This window comes from Azotosporobacter soli, assembly GCF_030542965.1.
Classification (GTDB): domain Bacteria; phylum Bacillota; class Negativicutes; order SG130; family SG130; genus Azotosporobacter; species Azotosporobacter soli.
On sequence record NZ_JAUAOA010000003.1, the window covers coordinates 147,765 to 170,098 of the forward strand.

Here is a 22,334-nt window from a genome sequence, read left to right on the forward strand (position 1 = left end):
GATGACAATTGCACTGCTTGACATCGCCAAGGAATATCATATGGGCGACAGCGTCGTTCATGCACTCTCCGGCATCAGCCTCCGCGTCGCAAGCGGTGAGTTCACCTCGATCATGGGCCCGTCCGGTTCCGGCAAATCGACCTTGATGAACATTCTCGGCTGCCTCGACCGCCCAAGCAGGGGTTCCTACCTTTTAGACGGACAGGAAGTCGCCCGGCTCAACGACGATCAGTTAGCGCTCACCCGCAATAAAAAAATCGGCTTTGTTTTTCAAAATTTCAATTTGCTGCCGCGCATGTCGGCCTTACAAAATGTCGCGCTGCCGATTGTATATGCCGGTGTTGGCAAACAGCAGCGGCTGGAGCGCAGCGAAGAAGCGCTATCCATGGTCGGCCTCGCCGACCGCAAAGACCACCGTCCCAATGAACTGTCAGGCGGTCAGCGGCAACGCGTTGCGATCGCCCGTGCGCTAGTCAATAATCCAGCCATTATCATGGCCGACGAACCGACCGGCAACCTCGACAGCCGCTCCGGCACGGAAATCATGGACATCTTCACACTTTTGAACCAACAGGGCCGTACCATTTTACTGGTCACGCACGAGCCGGAAATCGCCGCCTATTCACGCCGCGTCATCCACTTCAAGGACGGCTGCATGGTCAAAGACGAACGTCGTTAGGAGGAGTGCGCCATGTTTTGGGAAAGCATCATGATTGCCTTGGAAGGATTACGCGCCAATAAACTTCGTTCGGTTTTAACCATGCTTGGCATTATCATCGGCGTCGGCGCTGTCATTGCGATGGTTTCCATCGGCGTCGGAGTACAGCAAAAGGTAGAAAGTTCGCTCGCCGGACTCGGCAGCAACCTCTTGATTATCACGCCGGGCGCGAACGCGCCGTCCGGCGGCGCACGTCTGGCGGCAGGCTCAAACATCACCCTGACCGCCAAAGATTCGGCTGCGATTGTCAAGCAGATCTCCGGCGTCAGCGCGATTGCTCCGGTTGTCAGCCGCTCTTACCAAATCGTCAACGGCAATCAGAACTGGATCACCTCCGTACAGGGCACGACGCCTGAATTTCTTTCGGTGCGCAATTTTGACCTGGCCGCAGGCAGTTTTTTCAGCAGTCGCGATTTAGATACCCGCAGCCGCGTCGCCGTCCTTGGACAAACGACCGCAAACAGCTTGTTCGGCGATATTAGTCCGATCGGACAGATGATCCGCATTAACAAGGCGCCGTTTCGCGTCATTGGTCTTTTAACGGCCAAAGGCCAGGCGGCCGGCGGCCAGGACCAGGATGACGCGGTATTGGTGCCGTTAACGACCGCGCAAGAACGTCTGATGGGCATCACATATGTCAACAGCATCAATGTGCAGGCGGAAAACAGCGAGGTCATCGATCAGGTACAGCGCGATATCACCGCGCTGCTGCGCCAGCGCCACCGTTTGCAACCTTCGGTCGCGGATGATTTTACCGTCCGCAATCTGACCGCGATCATGGCTACCGCACAGGAAACGACCGGTACGATAACGTTGCTGCTCGGCAACATTGCCGCCATTTCTTTGTTGGTTGGCGGAATCGGCATCATGAACATCATGCTGGTCTCCGTTACCGAGCGCACGCGTGAAATCGGCATCCGCAAAGCGCTTGGCGCAACGTACCACAATATTTTGCTGCAATTTTTGATTGAAGCGATCGTCATCGGCGTGACCGGCGGCATGCTCGGCATCCTGCTCGGCGTCGCCAGTGCGCACGTCATCTCGGCCGTCGCCGGCTGGAACACCGTCATTTCGGTTCCAGCCATCTTTGCCGCCTTTATCGTCTCAGTCGCCATCGGCCTCTTCTTCGGCTTATATCCGGCTCGCAAAGCGGCGCTGCTCGACCCGATCGACGCTTTACGCTACGAATAGCGCTTTGCCGCGCGTGTGAGCCGTTTCCCTTTCTCTCTACCAGATCTCTTCAATCCAAGCATGATAACAGGATTTGGCTCTTTGACAGAGAAACTAATTTATATAGCATGTTTCGCCGATTAGGAGGAAGAAATGAAAAAAGATGCACGTCAATTAGCTGCAACGATCCTTCACTCTCTGGGAGGCAAAGAAAACATCGTTGCCGTCTCCCACTGCATGACCCGGCTGCGCGTCACAGTGAGCGATGCGACGACAGTCGATCAGACCAGCCTGCAAACCAGCCATGGCGTGTTAGGAATGGTACACGAAAATAACGACTATCAGGTCATTCTCGGTCCCGGCATCGTACAAAAAGTAGCCGATCAGTTCACCGCCTTGCTTAGCAAACAGCCGAACGCCAAAGAAATTATCGCCGCGCGCAACCGGACGCCGTTCAAACTTTTTCTGCGCCGTCTGGCCAGCATTTTCGTACCTTTGATCCCCGCGATTGTCGCCTCCGGCATGGTCGCAGGCATCACGAACGTCGCCATCCGGCTGGGCGCAGAACCATCCGGTACCATGATCGCCTTACTTAACGCGATCGGTTGGGGTCTTTTCGCCTATCTTGCCGTCTTCGTCGGCATCAATGCCGCGACCGAGTTCGGCGGCACGCCCGCGCTGGGCGGGCTCGCAGGTGTACTAATCATCAATCCGGCAATCGCCAACATCACGATCAACGGCGCTGCGCTCGTACCCGGGCGCGGCGGCATTATCGGCGTACTTCTCGTCGCCTGGTTCATGGCCTGGCTGGAACAGCGCCTGCGCCGCTTCGTTCCCAATGCCGTCGACATCATTGTCACTCCGACGCTCACGCTGCTGATCGGCGGCTTCGTCACTTATTTTGCCTTGCAACCGCTCGGCGGTCTTCTCTCCGATGCCATCGTCGCCTTCTTCAAAACCTTGCTCGGCAGCGGCGGCGCGCTTGCCGGTTTTGTCCTGGCAGGCACCTTTTTGCCGATCGTCATGACCGGGCTACATCAAGGCCTGGTGCCGATCCATATGGAATTTCTCAACACCTTGAAGGAAAATCCGCTCCTGCCGGTTCTCGCGATGGGCGGCGCCGGACAAGTCGGTGCGGCCATCGCCGTTTATTGTAAAACGCGCAACCGCCGCCTGAAAAACGTCATCAAAGGCGCCTTGCCGGTCGGCTTCCTCGGCATCGGCGAACCACTGATTTTTGGCGTGACCCTGCCGCTCGGCCGTCCCTTTCTCACGGCCTGCATCGGCGCAGCGTTCGGCGGCGCGTACCAGGCCAGCCTTCATACCGCCTCCATCGCCCTTGGCGTGTCGGGTCTGCCGCTGGCATTTCTCATTAAACCGGACAGCATCGTGCATTACCTGATCGGTCTCGTCATTGCCTATTGCGCCGGTTTTGCCGTCACCTGGCTGGTCGGCTTTGAAGACCTGAACGAAGAAGAAGACGACGCGGACGCTCTAAAGGAGGAAACAGCATGTTAAGCAAACGATTGACGCTGCCCTTGTCAAAGGGAATCTCACTTTTTCTTGGTCTGGATCACGAACTCGCCGACTGTCTGAGTTATTTGGAAAAAGCCCGTCAGGCCGGTTATGATCGCCTCTTTACTTCACTGCATATCCCGGAAGCGAATGCCGCTGCACTGCTTAGCCAATGTCAGGAATTAATCACAACCGCACGGCAAAGCGGTTTTTCCGTCACTGCCGATATCTCGCCCGCCACGCTTGACCTGTTGCAAGCGTCAATGGATGATCTTACGCCGCTAAAAAAACTTGGCCTCAGTGCGCTTCGCCTCGATTACGGTTTCGCAGCGCACGACATCGTGCGCATCGCCAAGGCAACCGGCGCGATCATTGAATTGAATGCCAGCACCGTAACAAGCAATGAATTATCCGCCGTCTCCAACGCTGGTTTGCCGCCGCACCGCCTTCAGGCCTGCCACAACTATTATCCGCGTCCGGAAACCGGCCTTAGTTATGAGCTGTTCGTCCAACGCTCGCGTTTTCTGCGCGATCACGGCATTCCCGTCCTGGCTTTCATTCCTTCGCTCGTACAGCCGCGCGCTCCATTGTACAGCGGCCTGCCGACGCTTGAAATCCACCGCGGCCACTCTTCACTGGTAGCCGCCAAACATCTCGCTGCCAGCGGACTCGTGCAGGGCATTCTCTTCGGCGATCCTTTCGCCGCCGAGCAGGAATTGTATGACGTCGCCAAGGTGACAACCGAATGCCTTGAACTGCGCTTTGTGGCGGATCGTCCTCTCACGGACGCCGAAGCCGCCATCGTCCTCGCGCCGCGCCATACCAACCGGCATGACCCCGGCGCGTATGCCGCCCGTTCGCAGGAAGCGCGTCTTCTTCGCCGCTCCGCCATCACGGCGGCCCGTCCGCTCGCCAGACCGCGCGGCAGCATCACGCTCGACAACGAGGACTACGGCCGCTATCAGGGCGAATTGCAGCTCATCTTGCAGCAGCTGCCCGCAGACGAACGCGTCAATGTTGTCGGTCACGTCATACCGGATGACCTGTTACTGCTCGATTTCATCCGTCCCGGCCAACCGTTCCGTTTTGTTCAAGTAAACACAGAAAGGACCAGCCTATGACTTTCCATTTAGACAGCCTACTAACCGAACGCTGCAATCCGAACACGAGCGATATCGATCAATTATCCAGCCTTGAAATTCTGCAGCGCATCCATGAGGAAGACCTGCAGGTCGCCTCGGCGATCACGCCGCTTTTGCCAAAGATCGCCGTAGCGGTCGACTGGATCAGCGCCGCGTTCCGCCAAGGCGGACGCCTCTTCTATCTTGGCGCCGGAACCAGTGGACGGCTCGGCATCCTCGATGCCGTAGAATGTCCGCCGACTTACGGCACGCCGCCTGAGATGGTTCAAGGAATCATTGCCGGCGGCGAAAGCGCGGTCTTTCGCTCGGTTGAAAACGCCGAAGATTCGCCGCATCTGGCAGAGAGCGATCTGGCCAAACGCGGCCTTACCTCGGCCGATATCGTAGTCGGCATTGCCGCCAGCGGACGCACGCCGTACGTGATCGGCGGTCTCACTTATGCGCGCAGCCTCGGCTGCCGCACCATCGCGCTAGCCTGTACGCCCGAACCTCTGATTGGCGAACACGCCGACCTTTCGCTTGCGGTCTTGAGCGGCCCCGAGGTCGTAACCGGCTCCACCCGCATGAAGGCAGGCACCGTGCAAAAAATGGTCTTGAACATGTTCACGACCGCCGCCATGATCCGGCTCGGCAAAGTCTACGGCAACCTGATGGTCGATGTCGCCGCCAGCAACGAAAAATTACAGCACCGAGTACGGCGCATCGTCTCCTTGGCCACCGGCGAAAACGTGGAAAGAGTGGAAGCCGCAGTCAGCACTGCAAACGGTTCTGCCAAACTGGCGATCGTAATGCTATTGGGCAATTTGTCCGCCGAGGCCGCTCAGGCAAGACTTTCGGCCGCGGACGGCTTCGTAGCCAAGGCTTTGCAGACAGGCGGCTAAAGTCGCACCGTGCTGACGACGCTTAACGTCAGCATCACGCTGACCGAAATCATAAACGGTATCAATTGATCGTTGCTCATGTTAATTCCCCCGCTTCCTCCTGTTAGTGTCATTTCACTTCGTACTGGAAATATATCATTTCTTCCAATACCTGTCTATTTTTCCACACTTTTTTCTTCATTATTTAACTTTTGTTACTACTTTCGCATAATAAACTAACCGCCTTGGAAGTATTCCTTCCAAGGCGGTTAGTTTATTATATGCACTTGCTCGCCGACTAGGCGCAAGCAAAGCGCATCGCCTGTCTCCAATTTTTTTCGCCAGTCCAGACGGATCGCCAAAGACAAACCGGCGATCGATACCTCGACGCACTGCACTCCGATTCCCGCCCTGCTGCCAATGACCTGCCCGCTCCAAAATCCGTCCTCTTCCCGCTCTGTTTCCGCCAGAGAAAAGGCGTCGCCGGGAATGCAGACCAGGCATGCGCCAGCCGCCCGGCAGCCCGGCACATGAAATTCCAAGCCATTCTCCAGGCGGATACGAGCCCCGCCCGCTGACGTCTCCGCCGTCGCCGACAGCAAGTTGTCCATTTCCACCAAATGAGCCGCCTCGCGACAAACGGGTCGGCGCAGCACGATATCCGGTCGCTCGTCCTGAACCAGTTTTCCCGCGAGCAGAACTAAGGCCCGTTCGGCAAAGGCCAGTATCTCCTGAAAATTATGACTGACCAAAAGCACCGTCATTTTATGGCGCTGCGCGACCGTCTTCACTTCACGCAGCAGATTGCCGCGCGTCGCGGCATCAAGCGCAGCAAACGGTTCGTCAAGCAAGAGCAGTTCGGGCTTTGCCACTAACGCGCGCGCCAGGCAGACCCGCTGCGCTTCGCCGCCGGAGAGACGACGCGCCAAGCGCCCCGACAGGTGCGCGCAATGAAACGTATTCAGCGCTTCGTTCACTTTGCTTTTGATCACGTCATCCGCCAAGCCGCGAAAGCGAAGCGCAAGGGCCACATTGTCAAAGACGGTGCCACTCAGCAGCAGCGTTTCCTGAAAGACCATCGCACAGCGCCTGCGAAGCGCCACTGGATCGCTAAGCGCCGCTTCCTCCGAAAACAATTTCACACTGCCCTTTTGATACGGCAGCTGCAGATTCAGCATTTGCAGCAACGTGCTTTTTCCGGCTCCATTCGGCCCAAGCAGGCCTACCAGCTCTCCTTTCTCGATGACAAGCTCGTCGATAGCCAGGATCTCACGTCCGCGTCGCAGCACCTGAAGCTCGTTTATTTCCACGATCGTTTCTTTCATATCATTTCCCGCTTTTCATGGTTTTGCAAATACGTCAGCAAGGCCACGATGCAATAGGCCAACAAGAGCAGGATCGCGCCGAACGCGAGAGCAAGCTCATAATTCCCCTTGCCGACCTCCATCACAGTCGCGGTCGTCAGCACCCTTGTCTGGCCTTTGATATTGCCGCCGACCATCATCGATGCACCGACTTCGGAAACGACGCGGCCAAAACCCGCCATCACCGCCGCCGTCAGGCCAAGTCGCGCTTCCTTGAGCAAAAGCCAGTTCGCCTGAGCGCTTGTCGCTCCTAACGCCAGCAGCTGATGACGCAGCTTCGGGTTCAGACTGCCCAGCGCGGCAAAGCTGAAGCCGGCGACGATCGGCGTCGCAATGATCGCCTGCGCTAAGACCATCGCGCTCGGACTGTACATTAAGCCCAGATCGCCGAGCGGCCCGTAACGCCAAAGCAGCAGGCTGACCAAGAGGCCGACCACGACCGGCGGCAGCCCCATGCCCGCATTCATCAGGCGTACTACGGATTTTTTGCCGGGAAAGTGATGCACCGCCAGAGAAAAACCGATTGGGATGCCGAAGACGACGCTTAAAAGCGTTGCCAGTCCCGAGACCCGCATCGTAAGCCAGACGACTTCCCACACTTCCGGCTCACCATTCAGCAACATTTGAAAGGCTTGGAGCCCGTCATTCATTGCAGTCCCAAATCCTGATCCGATTTTCCGCCGTCGGCAAAGAACAGCGCCTGGCCATATTTGTCCTTGCCGAATGTCGCGATCATTTGCTGTCCTTCCTGCGAAAGCAGGAATTCGCTGAACGCTTTGGCGCCCGCCGCGTTAACCTTGGCAAATTTCTCCGGATTCACTTCCATGACATGATAAATATTAAGCAGCGCAGGATCGCCTTCCAGCAAGATCCCAAGCGTCATATTCTTCTGTTGTGCCAGGAATGTCGCACGGTCGCTCAGCGTATACGCTTTTTTCTCGTCCGCGATCTTTAGGGTCTGGCCCATGCCCGCTCCCGCTTCCTGATACCAGGCATTTCCTTTTGCTGCGACTCCGGCTTTTTTCCAAAGTGCCTGTTCCATTTTATGCGTGCCGGAATCATCGCCGCGCGAAATGAAAGCCGCTTTCTTTTCCGCGATCGCTTTCAGCGCAGCATCGATTTTGTTTCCTTTGACTCTCGCAATGTCTTCGACAGCGCCAAGCAAGATGAAGTCATTGTGCATCACCAATTTACGTTCGATTGCGCTGCCGCCAGCGACCACTTTCTTTTCCGCATCCGGCGCGTGAACCAAAAGCACATCCGCTTCACCCTTTTCGCCAAGCGCCAACGCCTGTCCAGTTCCGACCGCCACCGTCTTAACCTTGTAACCGGTCTTTTTTTCGAAAACAGGCAGGAGTGCATCGAGCAGTCCGCTGTCTTGCGTGCTCGTCGTCGTCGCCAGAATCAGGTCAGGATTAGCCGGTTTCGTCGCCGCAGGCGTTTCCGTTTTCGCGCAGGCCGTCACAAGCAGCAAGAAACACAGCGCCAACAGCGTCAATATATTTCGCACGTTCTTTCTCTTTAGCATAAGCAAAACCTCCAGCTAAATTCTTTTTTAATGACGGGCACACTCACCGTCGCGTCCGCGCAGGATATTGATGCCATGTTCCAGAACCGGCAAGACGACTTCCAGACATTCCTGCACCGCTTTCGGACTCCCCGGCAGGTTGACGATCAGGGTGCGATTGCGTACGCCAGCCACAGCGCGCGAAAGCATCGCCCGGCTCGTCACTTCCATGGAGCGAGCGCGCATCGCTTCGGCGATGCCGGGCACAGCCCGCTGAATCACGCTCAGCGTAGCCTCCGGCGTCACGTCGCGAGGCCCAAGTCCGGTTCCGCCGGTCGTAAAGACCACTTCAAGATCCAGTTCGTCCGCCATATGGAGCATCGCCTGTCGCAGCACCGCCTGATCATCCGGCACGACCACATAATGGCGAACCTCACCCAGTCCGGAGAGCATGGCTTCAATCGTTTTGCCGCTGACGTCTTCGCGTTCGCCGCGCGCGCCTTTGTCGCTCGCGGTGATGATGCCGACCTTAAGCATGTCCGATCACCTCGATCCTGTCACCGACCGCAATCTCACCGTCACTCAGGACAATTACGAAGATGCCTTCCTTCGGCATCACGCAATCGCCGGCCTGATAATAGATTGCACAGCGATTATGGCATTCTTTGCCGATCTGGCTGACCTCCACTTCGACCGGTCCAATCCGCAGACGCGTACCGATTGGCAATACCGGCAGTTCGATGCCTTCGGTCGTTATGTTTTCAGCAAAATCACCCGGCTTGACGTCAAGCCCCTGCTGGCGCATTTTCTCAATGCTTTCCATCGCCAAAAGACTGATCTGGCGATGCTGGAACCCGGCGTGCGCGTCGCCTTCCAACCCTAAACCGGTCAGGGCTTTGGCGCGTTCGACATTGGTCTTGCGTTCGCCTTTATTCTTACTGGTACAGACTGCAATTACTGTTGCCATTTTCTCTCCCCCTCATTTGCGCAGATAATCGCCGCTCTTGCCGCCGGATTTTGCCGTCAGCCTGACATACTCGACCGTCATCGCCTTATCCACTGCTTTGCACATGTCATATATCGTCAATGCGGCAACGCTGACCGCCGTCAGCGCTTCCATCTCCACGCCGGTCTTGCCGGTGGTTCTGACTGTAGCGGTGATATCGACCGCCGCTTCCGCTTCGTTAAGCGTGAAGGCAACGTCGATCCCCGTCAAAAGCAGCGGATGGCACATCGGAATCAGTTCCCATGTCCGTTTCGCCGCCATCACGCCGGCGACTTGCGCCACGCCCAGGACATCGCCTTTCCCCATCGCCCCGGCCTTGACCAGTTCAAGCGTCTCCGGCGCCATCACGACCCGCCCCTCGGCCACAGCCTGACGCAATGTCTCGTTTTTTTCCGATACGTCGACCATATGCGCCTTGCCAGCTTCGTTAAAATGCGTCAGTTTCATCGCTTGGCCACCTCCATGATTTCAAACAGATTCCACTCCGCGTCAAAATAGAGCAACTTGTTGCGCAGCGGTTCACCTCGCCCGGTGATCACCTTGACCACTTCCTGCACCTGCAGTGCGGCGGCGATGGCAGGCGTAGGCGAGAGATTTCCCAGTTCGACTTCCACGCCGCGCGTCACCGGCCTTTCATACAAGCGTTCCAACCCGGGATCATCCGGAAAGACGGTCATGACCTGCCCCGTATAACCGGCGATCGCCGCATGCACCAACGGGATGCCTTTCTTTTTTGCCGCGCGGGCAAGGATGAGGCGCGTCGGAATCGAATCAAGCGCATCAACCACCAGCTCGACCCCGTCCAGCAGACTTGCCGCATTTTCCTCGTCCAGCATCAGCGCGCAGGCTTCGACAACCACCTCGCTGTTGATCGCCGCCACCCGTCGCTCGGCAGCCAATGCCTTATTGCCTGACAAGTTGTCCTCTTCGGCAAGCAGTTGCCGGTTCCAGTTATGGCGGGCAAAGACGTCGCCGTCAACGACGCGCAGGAAACCGACGCCGAGTCGTGCCAACAGCTCGATGACTAACCCGCCTAATCCGCCTGCGCCGATGACCGCGATCCGGGAACGACACAGTTTTTCCTGTCCTGCTACGCCGATCGTGCCCTGATTGCGCAGATAGCGTTCCGGCATTTTCCCTGCGTGAAGCAGTGCCAAGCTATCCATTTAACCGCCCCCCACCGGCGGAAACAGGCCCAACCGGTCGTTTTCCGCCAGTACGCTGTCCAGCGCGGCAGAGATGCCGTTCAGCATCAAAAGATGAATCTCCGCCGGGTCAATGCCCAGCAGACTTACCGCTTCGCTTACAGTTGCTCCTTGCTTGACCTCGATCGCCAGACAGCCGTTCGGTTGTTGCGGCGTATGGCGGCGCAGCGTCGCATAGAGACGAACCTCGATCTTCATCGCGCTTCCTGCCTTTCACTGCTGGCAATCAGTTCACCGGATCTTGTCAGATCATAGCCGCCTAACGATTCTACCTGCATGCGAAACTCTTCCGATTGCAAAATTTCCTGCAGCATCGCAAAACGCGCATCCTCATCCGGCAGGTCCACCAGCAAGTCATATTGTTCCTGTCCGACGGAAATGAAATCAAGTTCTAGCGCTGCCGCAGCCGCACGAATGCCAAGGCCGACATCGGCCGCTCCGGCTGCGATGGTCGCCGCCACCGCCATATGCGTACCGACTTCTTTTTCATAGCCTTGCAGCGCAGCAGAGGCGATGCCGTGTTCCTTCAAACGGTAATCGAGCAGCATACGCGTTCCCGCGCCGCGTTGCCGATTAACGAAGAGAAGGTCAGGACGCGCCAAGTCAGTAATGCCCGTTATTTTTTTCGGGTTTCCCCGCGCAATAATCAACCCCTGCTCGCGCATCGCAAAATGGATCAGCCGCCAAGGACGATCCGGCAAATATTTCTTTACACTGGCCAAATTATAAAGGCCGCTCGCTTCATCGAGCATATGAATGCCGGCCAAATGCGTCTCCCGATTGCGAATCGCCAGGATGCCCCCCATGCTGCCGACATTCGCGCATGACAGCGTCACATCATCCTTGCGGCGTAAAAAGACCGCTAGGATATCGAGCGCCATATCATGACTGCCGACCGCCAACAGACTGTTTTTCGGCACGTCATCGCCCAACAAACGAACCATCACCGAAGCGCCGACCGGCAAGCCGTCCTGCATTTCGCTAACCGAAATGACGCCTTGCGCCTTCGTTAGCGACGACATCAACCCGGCGCCGCGGCCAAGCGGCAGCGCGATTTGCTTTCCATCGATTTCGCCGAGCGAAACGCGCAAATATTCTTCCACGCCAACCTGCGAATAAATTTGTCTGCCTAAGCGCGCTTCCACTGTCTTATTCGCAGGCAGAGATATTTTTTGCCGCGCCGCCAGCACCGGTTTAATAAATAAATCTGCCGTCAGCATCGCCGACACCGGATACCCTGGCAATCCAATCACCGGCTTGCCGTCGCAAACGGCAAGCACCACCGGTTTACCCGGTTTGATTGCAACGCCATGCACCAAAACTTCGCCGAGTTCAGCCAAAACCTGTGCGGTGTAATCTTCCGTTCCCGCCGAAGTTCCGGCGTTCAAGATCACCATATCGCTCTTTGCCAAACTTTCTGCCACAGCCGCTTTAATTTCGTCATACTGATCCGGCACGACCGCATGCCGTTTCGCCTCTGCGCCCCATTCACGCGCTGCGGCGCAAAGCATGTGTGAATTTACATCCAAAATTTTTCCCGGTTCCAGTTGCGCCTGCTTTTCAACCAGTTCACTGCCGGTTGGAATCACGGTCACGCGTGGCCTTGCCAATACCGAAACGGACTCCAATCCGGCTGCCAAGGCGGCTGCCAAATCTACAGGACGCAGGCGAAGATGTTCCGCCAATACTAATTCATTGGCCACGATGTCCTCACCGATGATCCTCACATGTTGCCAGGGCGCAGCTGCCGCCAAGATTTGCGCCTTTCCGGTTTTTAATTGAACATCTTCGATCATGATCACGGCATTTGTTCCTTCCGGCAGCAAATCGCCGGTGTCGACAATGTAGCAGCCGCCCGCCTGATGCGCTGCTCCGTTTTGCAACAGCATCAGCTCTTTCGGCTCGCTTTCGCTGGCACCGAAACTATCCTGCGCCGCCAGCGCAATGCCGTCCATCGCTGCGCCGTTATAATGCGGCACCGAGCGTCGCGCATAAAGGCATGCAGCAGTGATTCTGCCTAACGCCTCATCAATCGGCAGCTCTTCATATGGAATTTGCGAAAAATATCCGCTCTGCGTCAGCCGTTCCCGCCATATCGACTCGGCCCGCTGACGCGGCAAACACTCCAAATAGGCGTCAACCTTGTGCAAATCACATGCCTCCTCTACTTCAAATTAACGGCGAAGCAATTCGACCGTCACCCATTCCGCTTCATACAACCCCGTCTTGTCAGCCGGGATATGCACCTCGCCGTCAGCCTGCGTCATCGTAAAGATCAAACCTGATTTCCCCAGTACCGGTTCCGCCAGATATTCGCCCGCCTCATAGCGCAGGCGAACCTTGATAAAATCATCGCGTCCGGCTGCCGAAGCCATGTTGCGCGTCATCTTCGCCCTCACCTTTATCTGATCTTTTCGGCATTTCCCCGACAAACTATCCAGAGCCGGCAAAACCAGCTGACGACAGACGGTCAACGCGGCAACGGGGTGACCGGGTAAACCGAACACAGCGGTCTTGCCCAGCATGGCAAAAATCGCCGGTTTTCCCGGCTTCACCGCCAGGCCATGAAAAACAACCGGACGTTGCCCCATTTCTTCCAACACTTCTACGGTATGATCCCGCACGCCCACTGAACTGCCGCCTGACAGCACAATCGCATGACACGCAGCCGCCGCTTCCGCCAAGCACTCCCGCAGTGCCGCTTTCTCATCACGAATAATGCCGTAGCGGATCACCCGACAACCGGCTGCCTCGATTAACGCCGCCAACGCCGGGCCGTTTGCGTCGCGCACCTGCCCATCCTTCGGCGTCAATTGCGGTTCGATCACCTCATCACCGGTTGATAAAACGCCGACAACGGGGGGACAATACACCTTCAATTCAGCAATGCCGCAAGCGGCCAACGCGCCGATATCCTGCGGCGTGATGCGGCTGCCTTTGCTCAAAATCAGTCCGCCTGCTGAAATATCGTCTCCTGCCCGAACAATATTTTCGCCGGGCGCGACCGGCTTCAAGACAAGCAATGTCGTTGCATCCGGTCGCTGCGTATGCTCCAGCATCACGACGCTGTCTGCGCCTTCCGGCAGCATTCCCCCGGTCGGAATCGTCATTCCCGCTCCGTTGCCGACCCTGCCTTCAGCCGTGCTTCCCATCAGAATTTCGCCGTCCAGTTCCAAGAGCGCCGGAAGTCCTTCACCCGCGCCGAACGTATCCGCGCTGTTTACCGCGAACCCGTCCACCGTCGAACGAGCAAAGGCCGGCAGATTCTCCCGGCTGAAAACGTCCTCGGCCAAAACGCGACCGCACGCTTGCGCGAGCGCAACGAGTTCCACCGCAGTTCGAATATCCGCCAACGCCGCAGCAATCTGTCGCCGCCCTTCCTCTAATGAAATACAACGAAAAAACTCCATGTCATCGCTCCTTATGCGTTTCCGCTCTGCTGGTCACATTCGCTGGTCACATTCATATGCAGGTTATATTCTAGCCTGTCTTCCATCCTACCTGCCGCTAGAGTAAAAAAACAGCTGCCTTTGGCCTAGGCCAAAGACAGCTGTTTATCGATACTTTAAAATTCGTGAGCCTTCTTCAACTCTTCGCGGGAAATATCAAAGACCACTTCGTGCGGGGAGAGCGCCTCCTGACGGAAAAACTCCGGCAAATCATCGGTTTCAACGCCCGCCGCTTCATTGAAGGCACGTTCATCACGCAACACTTGACGGCCGATTTCCATATAGTCATCCGCGCTATAGTTCCAACCGTAACGGGCATTGCACATCTCCACAATGCCTTCAAGACCGGACGGAATATCGAGGATTGCCAAGGCAACGAAGAGGCACAATCCGGTACTGTCAATGAATGCCGTCGCCACCTGGAGATTTTTCGACAATTCCACCTGGCCGTCTTTAAGCAACGGATCGGTCTTGCCGCCAACGCCCAGAATATTGCTGGTGACCGAATAACCCGCAGTATGATCGGCTCCCATCGTCGTCGTAGCGTACGTCACACCGACGCCTTTTACCGCACGCGGATCGTAGGCCGGAATCGCCTGTTTTTTCACGACCGGCACATGGCGTACGCCATAGACCTGTCCGGTAACGGCCGCGCCCGCGCCGATGATCCGGCCAAGCGGCGTGCCCTGTCCCAGAGCATGCAATAACTCGATGACGCCTGCGCTGTCGCCCCACTGCAGAACACCGGCTTCCATCGCAACACCGATTGCGACGCCGGTTTCAATGCTATCCACGCCATAATCATCGCACCAGCGATTCATCCAGGCGATCTGATCCAAATCATCAATGCCAAGATCAGCGCCGAAAGCCCAGCAGGTTTCGTATTCGAAGCCGCCGGTGATCATTTCGCCGTCCTTGCCTTTATAAATTTGCGAGCAGCGGATGACGCAGCCCGGCGAGCAGCCATGCCCCGTCTTGCCGCCGCGTTCACGACAATTCGCTTCCAGCGTTTCGCCGCCAGTCTTGTCCGCCCCTTCGAAGCGACCGTTGCTGAAATTGCGCGTCGGCAGCGCGCCTGCCTCGTTGAGGATATTGACCAGCACTGCCGTACCGTATGTCGTCAATGCTTTACTGGTCACCGGATGTTCAAGCAGGGCCTTGGACAATTTTTTGGCAGCCGTGCGAAATGCCGCTTCATCCGCAAACGTTACCAACGGCGCACCCGCGTCGTCGACGACTAACGCTTTCAGACCTTTGCTGCCCATGACGGCGCCCATGCCGCCACGTCCGGCTTGGCGAGTCGGTTCCCCTTCCATGTCTGTGAAACCGATGCAGGCCGACGCCATCTTGCGTTCCCCAGCTGTGCCGATACAGCCGATTGCCGCTTTCTTGCCATATGTTTCATGCAATTTCGCTACCGTATCATAAATGTTCAACCCTTTAAGCTGCGGCGCTTCCATTAATTTGATGCCTTCCTTATCGACATGCATCAAATAAGGAACATCGCTTTGCGGCAAGCCTTCGACGATAATGCCGCTGATGCCAAGACGTCCCAGCTTATGGCCCATCGCTCCGCCAACGTTGCTCTCTTTGATCGTGCCGGTCAGCGGGCTCTTTGCGCCTACCGACATCCGGCCCGCATTCGGCGCGCCGGTGCCGGACAGCAGACCGGTAACGAACGCCAGGCGATTGCCCGGGCCGAGTGGATGTTCATTCGGATCCACTTCTGTTTTGACAATACGTGAGGACAGTGCGCGTCCTCCCATTCCCTGGTATTCGGGGCAGTCTGCTTTGGTCACCGTCAAATCCGTCATATTAATGCGATAAAACATGGTTGCGCCCTCCTTTTATTTTGCTTATTAAAATAGAAAAACACAAAAAGGAAGCCCTATTGGACTTCCTTTGCGCACTGGCAGGCGTAAAGATTACTCTCGACACCCATCGGTTGGCGCTCCCATCCTCTGGGAAACGCCGACTCGGAACTCGCTTTCGCGACATTCTTCAGTTGTTTCCTCTATTGTACAGCATCCTTTCCGAATTTTCAATCTTTATTTCAGCCGCCGATTTGCGACATACCGCGCTTACGCTGCACAGGATTTTCACTGCCCGCGCAGAGAGCATGTCCGCTCGGTTTTTGGCAGACAGCGCGGTCAAAGAGTTGCAGCAGTTCCTGATCGCTCGCGCCGCCGCGCAGCGGCCCCGCCAAGTCGATCTCTGCCTCGCCAAGCAGGCAAGGCTTCAGTTTGCCGTCCGCGGTCAGGCGCAGGCGGTTGCATTCGCCGCAGAAATGCTCGGTCAGCGGCGCAATGAAGCCGAATGTTCCCCGGCTGTCCGCCAGATGGTAATAACGCGCCGGTCCCTGTCCATACACGACATTTTTCAGCGGCAAGAGCGGACTTTTCGCCAATTGGGCAAGCAGGCGCTTGATCTCCGCGATTTGCAGTCCGCCCTTTAGCGCCACCGGACCGATCGGCATGTATTCAATAAAGCGGACATGCACCGGCTTCTGACGCACCAGTTCTAAGAACCAGTGTAAGTCCGATTCCTGAAACGCTTCGCTGAGGACTACGTTGATTTTTACCGGTTGAAAGCCCACCCTGAGCGCCTCATTCAACCCCTCCAGCACCTTCTCCACCCTGCCGCAGCCGCCGGTGATCTCGGTGAAACGCTCTGGGTCAACGGTATCGAGGCTGATATTGATCCGCCGCAGTCCGGCTTCTTTTAGTGCAGCCGCGCTTTGAGCCAGTAGGCTGCCATTGGTCGTCAGGGAAATATCCTCCAGTGAGCCGAGACCGGCCAGCGTACGGATGAATTCGACAATTCCTTTGCGCACCAACGGTTCGCCGCCGGTAAGCCGCACCTTGCGGATGCCGCGCTGGCCAAACAGGACGATCAGCCTGAGCAATTCTTCATAGCGCAGTATTTCGTAGTGATCGCGCAATACGACGCCTTGCTTAGGCATGCAATAGCGGCAGCGAAAATTGCAGCGATCCGTTAGCGAGACGCGTAGATAATCAATGGTTCGTTGGTGCATATCCTGCATGTTGTCACCTCATCGCCGGCTGTTACTTCATTACCTCTTTACGTTCTCGAAAAACCACGATCTCCCTGCCTGCATCCGATTAAGTTCATTAAATAACTATAGGCGTGTTGCCAAAGTTTTGCTATACTAAATTATATTGCATTTGTTCACGTTATATTTTCATGTAAAGGATGGCCTTTAATGACATCAGCAAAGCGCGAATCCGACGCCCGTCCCTCTACGAAACGGCGCTTTTTTATCTTTCTCCTGCTTTTTTTCGTATTTATCCTCACCGGCATAGGCAGCTATGCGCTGGCGCAATTCCTCTTCGCACCGGATCTGCCGCCGTACGAGACGCTGCCGAAAAAAGATAGGCAAACCGCCGCTTTACTTCCGCCGCATCGCAAGATCAATATATTGGTCCTGGGCATCAATGAACGACGCAACGATATCGGTCGTTCCAACGTCACCTGCCTGCTGACGCTCGACACCGACAGCAAGGCCGTATCGCTGCTTTGGATTCCGCGCGACAGCCGCGTGAACATCCCCGGACACGAATGGAATAAGATCGGCCACGCTTATACCTACGGCGGTCCCGACCTGTCCCGCAAGACAGTCGAAGATCTGCTCGGCATTTCGATCGACTATTATCTGGCGGTAAACATGCTTGGCTTCAGCCGCGTGATTGATTCGGTCGGCGGCGTCGATCTTTCGATCGACAAACGCATGTATTATTACGACCCGTATGACGAAGGCGAGGTCGACAACAACGGTCTGATCGATCTGCGGCCCGGGCCGCAGCATCTCGACGGCAACACCGCGCTGCAGTATGTCCGTTTCCGCCATGACGAAATGGGCGACATCGGCCGCATCGAGCGACAGCATAAATTCGCCCGCGCTCTCTTGAGCCAGTTGGCGAGTCCGGCCACAATTCCGCGCATCCCCGATATTTTCCGCGAAATCAACACGACCTTGAAGACCGACATCCCCTTGAATCAATTCCTGATCCTCGGCAAGATCGCCGGCGATGCGTACCGTCAAGGCTTGACGACCGACATGGCGCCCGGCCATCCGGTTTATATCAACGAAATCAGCTATTGGCTACCCGACGTCGTCGCCACAAGGAGCAAAGTCGCCGCGATTCTTGGCCTGCCGCAGGATGACCGTTTCCTGAAAGCCGCGCAAAAGACCGCGAGCGAATATAAGACCGAATTGGCACGCCATCGCGTCGTCGACGCGCCATAATTTTTTTCTAAAACAAAGAGTGCGAGCACGGAAATCGATCCGTACGCTCGCACTCTTCTTTTTTTACTTAGGCCAATATGCGCGGCAAAAAGCCTTTTTTCAACATCACGTAGGAGACCGGACGGTCATGGTGAAAGATCGGGATACGGCGGATTGCCAACTGGTCACTGAAGGTGGTAAAGCCGGAACGGGTCGAAAACCCGCCGCAGTAACCGGACTGCGCGGCGAGTTCGAGCGTTTTCTCGCTGTAGCTGCCGCAGGGATAGGCGACGAAATGAACGGCCTGGCCCAGCAGTTGTTCCAGTTCGTCGCGCGAATGCGCCAGTTCGGCGACCGCTTCGCTCTGCGTCAGCTCGGCCAAGGGCCGGTGCGTCATCGTGTGCGAACCGAAGTCCATTCCGGCGCGCTGCATCTCTTTGATCTGCGCCGGTGAAATTCGCTCCGCGTCCTGCAGCATGCCCGCAATGATATAGAAGCTGGCCGTCAGGCCATACTGCTGCAGAATCGGAAATGCGTTCGTATAGTTGTCCAGGTACCCGTCGTCGAAGGTGATCATGACCGGACGATCCGGTAATTTGGCGTCCTTATCCTGCAAACGGCGACGAACCTGTGCCAAAGAAAGAGTATTGTAGCCTTCACGCTGCAAGAAAGCCATATCCCGTCTGAAATGTTCGACGCTGACGGTAAGATCATCTTTTTCCAAGCCGACACGGTGATAGAGAAGAACCGGGACGCTGTCAAAGATCCGTTGCCAAACTCCAGGCTCCGGCAGCACCGAACTGGCGGCCACAGCCGCCATCGTTCCGGCGCAGCCAAGTAAAAACTGACGTCTGCTAAGCATCCCAACCTCCTCGACTTCGCTAAATTCTTTATCTATATTACTGCTTTCATGCTAAAATGACAATATAGCAGCGACAAAAAAGAGACGACCTGCGCCGTCTCTTCGCGTTTAGCGTTTTTTGCGCCCGATCGTCAAGGTTCCAAGCGCCTCTTCATTTTTCACATTCAAGGCCGCCAGTTGTGATTCATAGCTCTCCGATACGATCTCCACTTCCGGCTCCGGCAAGGGTACGACGGCGTTGAGGACTTTTTTTATTTTTTCATCGTCAAACGGTTTGCGAATAAAATATTCCGCGCCGTATTTAAAACATTGCTTAATGAACTCGCCCTGCCCCATCGCGGAAACCATAATGACTTTCGCCTTAGGGTCCATCTTTTTAATATATTGCAAGCAATCCACGCCGTCCATTTCCGGCATTGTGATATCAAGCAAGACGGCATCGGGTCGGAGATACTGGTATTTTTCGATCGCTTCCTTGCCGTCGGCCGCTTCCCCCACAACCTGGTAGCCAAACTGCTCTACCGTATTACGTAATTTCAACCGCATGAAAAGCACATCATCCACGATCAACAATCGGTTATTCATTGCCGTCCTCCTTCTACCCTTCGCCTGCAGAAAACACTTACTCTTATCGTATATTCTATTATCAATCGAATCATTATTCAATTTATTTTATTTTTTTAATCGGATATTCTTTGGATATTCTTTTTAAAAACCCTTTCCTTTTTCGGCAGGGTTTCTTCGCTTCGCGTTGTATAATAGGAAGGGTGAGCTCAAATGACGCAGGAGGTCCAAAATGAAAACAACCCTTCACCGTATCTTCTTTCTTTTTACCTGCTTGTTTTTCTTCCTCTGCTCCCCTCTAGCAGCGCAGGAAGCTGCAAGCGATCCCAATCAGCTGCTTGCCGACTATAGCACGGCTTTGGCCGTTACGCCGGACAACGATGATCTCTACGCCAAACGCGGCGAAATTTACTTTAACCAAGGCCGCTTTGACCTCGCGCTAAGCGATTTCACGCGCGCCATCGAAATAAACCCCTCTAATGTCGGCGCACTGAGCTGGCGCGGGTATCTGTATGAAAAAACCGGCAGCGTCGAACTGGCTATTGCCGATTATAGCCAGGCCATCATCGGTGATCCGGCTTACGCCTATCCCCATATCCGACGTGGGCAGCTTCTCTTCACCAAGGGACAAGCCGATGAGGCGATTGCCGACTACAGCCAGGCGATCGAGCTTGAACCGCAGTCGGCCGAGCCCTATGTCAGCCGAGGCATCATCTACCGCAACAAAGGCTTAATTGACGCCGCGATCGCCGACTATTCAAAGGCCATCGAACTGAATCCGCGCTATCCGGTCGCCTATTTCAACCGCGCCGTCGCTTACAGCAAACAAAGCCGTTTTGATTTGGCGATCAACGACTACAACAAAGTTCTTGAGCTCGATCCGCATGATACACTGGCTTATTTTAACAAAGCCGTTGCCTGTGAACAAGTGCAGGATTACTCTGAAGCAATCCGTGCCTATCAGCTCTTTATCCAACATTCCCCCGAACAAACCGGTTCCAAGCTCGACTATGCACGCATCCGCCTCCAGGAACTGGCAGGCATCATCCTATAGCAACTTCGAGGAGGTCTTTTCTTATGCCGCTGAAAAGGATTCAGGATTTTCTTATACAGCATCCCGATCTAAGCGTCACTTATTTTGATCAGAGTACGCATACCTCAGAGCTTGCCGCCGCTGCGCTCGGCGTCAGTCCGGCCCAAATCGCCAAAACATTGGTCTTTCTCGCTGACGCGGCGCCGTTGCTCGTCGTCACCTGCGGCGACAAAAAAATTGACAGCCGCAAACTGGCTAAAACGGTCGGCGCCAAGAAGATCCGCTTTGCCGACGCCGAAACCGCTGAGACGGCCACCGGCTTTCCGCCCGGCGGCGTTTCGCCGATCGGCCTGCTGAACGAGATTCCTCTCTATCTTGACCGGAGCCTTTGGGATTTCGCCACGGTCTATACGGCCGCCGGCACCGCCAACTCTGCTTTGCCGCTCAGTCCGGACCGGCTGAAAGAATTGACTGGCGCAAACGTGATCGACGTCTGCAAATAAGACGCAAGAAGCGAACGGCAGCAACGCACCTACGAGGTTGGTTGCTGCCGTTCTTTTCTTTTCCTCCTCTTGCCTAAAATATTTTTCTAAATGCTACAACTTAACACTTGCTTTTCCTAATTTTACCTACTATTATTAGTACTCGTGCGCATTATTTTAATGATAAATTAACCGGCTTGCGGCGCAATCCCGCAAGGTATTTTTCGCTTCATGCCGAAAGAAAACAATATATCGTAGGCAAGTACAAAACAGGAGGCTATCATGCACCCCAAAACACAGAAAAAAATCAAAAAGATGTTGATCCAATACATCGTTGTCACCATCGGTTGCATTCTCTGCAGCATCGCAATCAATTTCTTTTTCGTGCCGCATCAGCTGCTCAGCGGCGGCATCAGCGGCTTGGCCATCATTATCTTCTATCTGTTCAATTTGCCAATCGGTGCGCAAATTCTGGCGATGAACATCCCGCTTCTTTACGCCGCCTATCGCCTGATCGGCAAGAGCTATGCCGTTCACACCGTATTCGGCACGCTAATGTTTTCGTTTATGGTCGATGCCATTAAGCCTTTCGCGACTGTACCGATTGACGATCCAATCCTGGCGGCCTTGACCGGCGGCATCTTATCCGGACTTGGAGCCGGCTTGATTTTCCGCGTCAACGGCAGCAGCGGCGGCATGGACATCGTCGCCGCCATCATCAAAAAATATTATTCCTTTAATATGGGCTTTGTCAGTTTCTCTTTCAATTGTCTGATCACAATGATAGCCGCCTTCTTTTTCGGCCTCAAGTTGGCGATCCTGACGCTGATTGCCATGTACATTACCGCTACGTTGACAGACAAGGTCGTAGAAGGGATCAACCGAAAAAAGACTGTGTTTATCGTTTCCTATCGTTCGACTGAGATTGCGGCTGCCATTCTCGATGAAATCGGCCGCGGCGCTACGATTTTGCACGGCGAAGGCGCCTTCACGCACCAGTCTAAGCAGGTCATTTTCGTCGTCGTCAGCCTGACGCAAATCGCGCAGATTAAGTTTATCGTCGAAGAAGTCGATCCGCTGGCTTTTGTCATCGTCACCGATGCCGCTGAAGTGATGGGACGAGGTTTCACTTTACCCGGTACGCGACCCGCGCAGTCTAAATCCTGATTCACTCGGACATCACCCTGTAGCGCAACAAGGTGGTGTCCCTT

The 22,334-nt window shown here is 55.5% G+C and carries 23 protein-coding genes; 9 read left to right on the forward strand and 14 right to left on the reverse strand.

The features are described 5' to 3' along the window. Window position 1: 1 nt before the first annotated feature. From QTL79_RS04570 to murQ, 5 genes are all read left to right on the forward strand, one after another. Window positions 2–679 (forward strand): ABC transporter ATP-binding protein, encoded by a 678-nt coding sequence (locus tag QTL79_RS04570; protein ID WP_346353766.1) that lies wholly within the window; start codon window positions 2–4, stop codon window positions 677–679. 12 nt (window positions 680–691) lie between these two features. Next, the gene (locus tag QTL79_RS04575; RefSeq protein ID WP_346353767.1) at window positions 692–1,909 is read left to right on the forward strand and encodes an ABC transporter permease; all 1,218 of its coding nucleotides are present in this window, start codon (window positions 692–694) and stop codon (window positions 1,907–1,909) included. 132 nt (window positions 1,910–2,041) lie between these two features. Next, complete coding sequence (locus QTL79_RS04580; protein WP_346353768.1) at window positions 2,042–3,406, forward strand: PTS transporter subunit EIIC; 1,365 nt, start codon at window positions 2,042–2,044, stop codon at window positions 3,404–3,406. Further along, window positions 3,400–4,524 carry a DUF871 domain-containing protein gene (locus tag QTL79_RS04585; protein WP_346353769.1) on the forward strand — a complete coding sequence of 375 codons (1,125 nt, stop codon included), beginning with the start codon at window positions 3,400–3,402 and terminating at the stop codon, window positions 4,522–4,524. The genes QTL79_RS04580 and QTL79_RS04585 overlap by 7 nt, the downstream gene beginning before the upstream one ends. Next, window positions 4,521–5,426 (forward strand): N-acetylmuramic acid 6-phosphate etherase, encoded by a 906-nt coding sequence (murQ, locus tag QTL79_RS04590; RefSeq protein WP_346353770.1) that lies wholly within the window; start codon window positions 4,521–4,523, stop codon window positions 5,424–5,426. Before QTL79_RS04585 ends, murQ begins: the two co-directional genes overlap by 4 nt. Before the next feature lie 248 nt (window positions 5,427–5,674). Here murQ and QTL79_RS04595 read toward each other — a convergent pair whose 3' ends face one another. The 12 genes from QTL79_RS04595 to moaA all read right to left on the reverse strand — a co-directional run bounded on the left by QTL79_RS04595 (window position 5,675) and on the right by moaA (window position 16,979). Continuing rightward, on the reverse strand, window positions 5,675–6,730 hold the full coding sequence (locus QTL79_RS04595) for an ABC transporter ATP-binding protein (RefSeq protein ID WP_346353771.1): 1,056 nt from the start codon (window positions 6,728–6,730) through the stop codon (window positions 5,675–5,677). Beyond that, complete coding sequence (locus QTL79_RS04600) at window positions 6,727–7,419, reverse strand: ABC transporter permease (protein ID WP_346353772.1); 693 nt, start codon at window positions 7,417–7,419, stop codon at window positions 6,727–6,729. Before QTL79_RS04600 ends, QTL79_RS04595 begins: the two co-directional genes overlap by 4 nt. Further along, window positions 7,416–8,297, reverse strand: a complete 882-nt coding sequence (locus QTL79_RS04605) for an ABC transporter substrate-binding protein (protein WP_346353773.1) — start codon at window positions 8,295–8,297, stop codon at window positions 7,416–7,418. Before QTL79_RS04605 ends, QTL79_RS04600 begins: the two co-directional genes overlap by 4 nt. A gap of 27 nt (window positions 8,298–8,324) precedes the next feature. Continuing rightward, a complete protein-coding gene (locus QTL79_RS04610; RefSeq protein ID WP_346353774.1) occupies window positions 8,325–8,813 on the reverse strand; it encodes a MogA/MoaB family molybdenum cofactor biosynthesis protein in 489 nt (162 codons plus the stop codon). Further along, a complete protein-coding gene (locus tag QTL79_RS04615; protein ID WP_346353775.1) occupies window positions 8,806–9,243 on the reverse strand; it encodes an MOSC domain-containing protein in 438 nt (145 codons plus the stop codon). Before QTL79_RS04615 ends, QTL79_RS04610 begins: the two co-directional genes overlap by 8 nt. 12 nt (window positions 9,244–9,255) lie before the next feature. After that, complete coding sequence (gene moaC, locus QTL79_RS04620; RefSeq protein WP_346353776.1) at window positions 9,256–9,729, reverse strand: cyclic pyranopterin monophosphate synthase MoaC; 474 nt, start codon at window positions 9,727–9,729, stop codon at window positions 9,256–9,258. Then, on the reverse strand, window positions 9,726–10,448 hold the full coding sequence (locus tag QTL79_RS04625) for a HesA/MoeB/ThiF family protein (protein ID WP_346353777.1): 723 nt from the start codon (window positions 10,446–10,448) through the stop codon (window positions 9,726–9,728). Before QTL79_RS04625 ends, moaC begins: the two co-directional genes overlap by 4 nt. Next, window positions 10,449–10,685, reverse strand: coding sequence for a MoaD/ThiS family protein (locus QTL79_RS04630; protein WP_346353778.1), 237 nt, complete (start codon window positions 10,683–10,685; stop codon window positions 10,449–10,451). Next, the gene (locus QTL79_RS04635; protein ID WP_346353779.1) at window positions 10,682–12,637 is read right to left on the reverse strand and encodes a molybdopterin biosynthesis protein; all 1,956 of its coding nucleotides are present in this window, start codon (window positions 12,635–12,637) and stop codon (window positions 10,682–10,684) included. The genes QTL79_RS04630 and QTL79_RS04635 overlap by 4 nt, the downstream gene beginning before the upstream one ends. A gap of 24 nt (window positions 12,638–12,661) precedes the next feature. Next, window positions 12,662–13,897 (reverse strand): molybdopterin molybdotransferase MoeA, encoded by a 1,236-nt coding sequence (locus QTL79_RS04640; RefSeq protein ID WP_346353780.1) that lies wholly within the window; start codon window positions 13,895–13,897, stop codon window positions 12,662–12,664. Window positions 13,898–14,052: 155 nt separating this feature from the next. Then, entirely contained in the window at window positions 14,053–15,768 is a 1,716-nt protein-coding gene (locus QTL79_RS04645; protein WP_346353781.1) for an aldehyde ferredoxin oxidoreductase family protein, read from the reverse strand. 221 nt (window positions 15,769–15,989) lie between these two features. After that, window positions 15,990–16,979: a GTP 3',8-cyclase MoaA gene (moaA, locus tag QTL79_RS04650; protein ID WP_346353782.1), complete on the reverse strand. Its 990-nt coding sequence runs from the start codon at window positions 16,977–16,979 to the stop codon at window positions 15,990–15,992. A 180-nt stretch (window positions 16,980–17,159) separates the two neighbouring features. On the opposite strand from moaA, the gene QTL79_RS04655 reads away from it, so the two are divergent. Next, a complete protein-coding gene (locus QTL79_RS04655; protein WP_346353783.1) occupies window positions 17,160–18,203 on the forward strand; it encodes an LCP family protein in 1,044 nt (347 codons plus the stop codon). 67 nt (window positions 18,204–18,270) lie between these two features. Here QTL79_RS04655 and QTL79_RS04660 read toward each other — a convergent pair whose 3' ends face one another. Both QTL79_RS04660 and QTL79_RS04665 read right to left on the reverse strand, forming a co-directional pair. Further along, entirely contained in the window at window positions 18,271–19,044 is a 774-nt protein-coding gene (locus QTL79_RS04660; RefSeq protein WP_346353784.1) for a polysaccharide deacetylase family protein, read from the reverse strand. Between the two features lie 108 nt (window positions 19,045–19,152). Next, window positions 19,153–19,629: a response regulator gene (locus QTL79_RS04665; protein ID WP_346353785.1), complete on the reverse strand. Its 477-nt coding sequence runs from the start codon at window positions 19,627–19,629 to the stop codon at window positions 19,153–19,155. Between the two features lie 211 nt (window positions 19,630–19,840). Between QTL79_RS04665 and QTL79_RS04670 the strand changes: the two genes are divergently transcribed. The 3 genes from QTL79_RS04670 (at window position 19,841) to QTL79_RS04680 (ending at window position 22,290) form a co-directional block, all read left to right on the forward strand. Beyond that, complete coding sequence (locus tag QTL79_RS04670) at window positions 19,841–20,662, forward strand: tetratricopeptide repeat protein (protein ID WP_346353786.1); 822 nt, start codon at window positions 19,841–19,843, stop codon at window positions 20,660–20,662. Window positions 20,663–20,685: 23 nt separating this feature from the next. Next, window positions 20,686–21,144, forward strand: a complete 459-nt coding sequence (locus QTL79_RS04675; RefSeq protein WP_346353787.1) for a YbaK/EbsC family protein — start codon at window positions 20,686–20,688, stop codon at window positions 21,142–21,144. A gap of 261 nt (window positions 21,145–21,405) precedes the next feature. Then, entirely contained in the window at window positions 21,406–22,290 is an 885-nt protein-coding gene (locus QTL79_RS04680) for a YitT family protein (RefSeq protein ID WP_346353788.1), read from the forward strand. The last annotated feature ends 44 nt before the right edge of the window (window positions 22,291–22,334 follow it).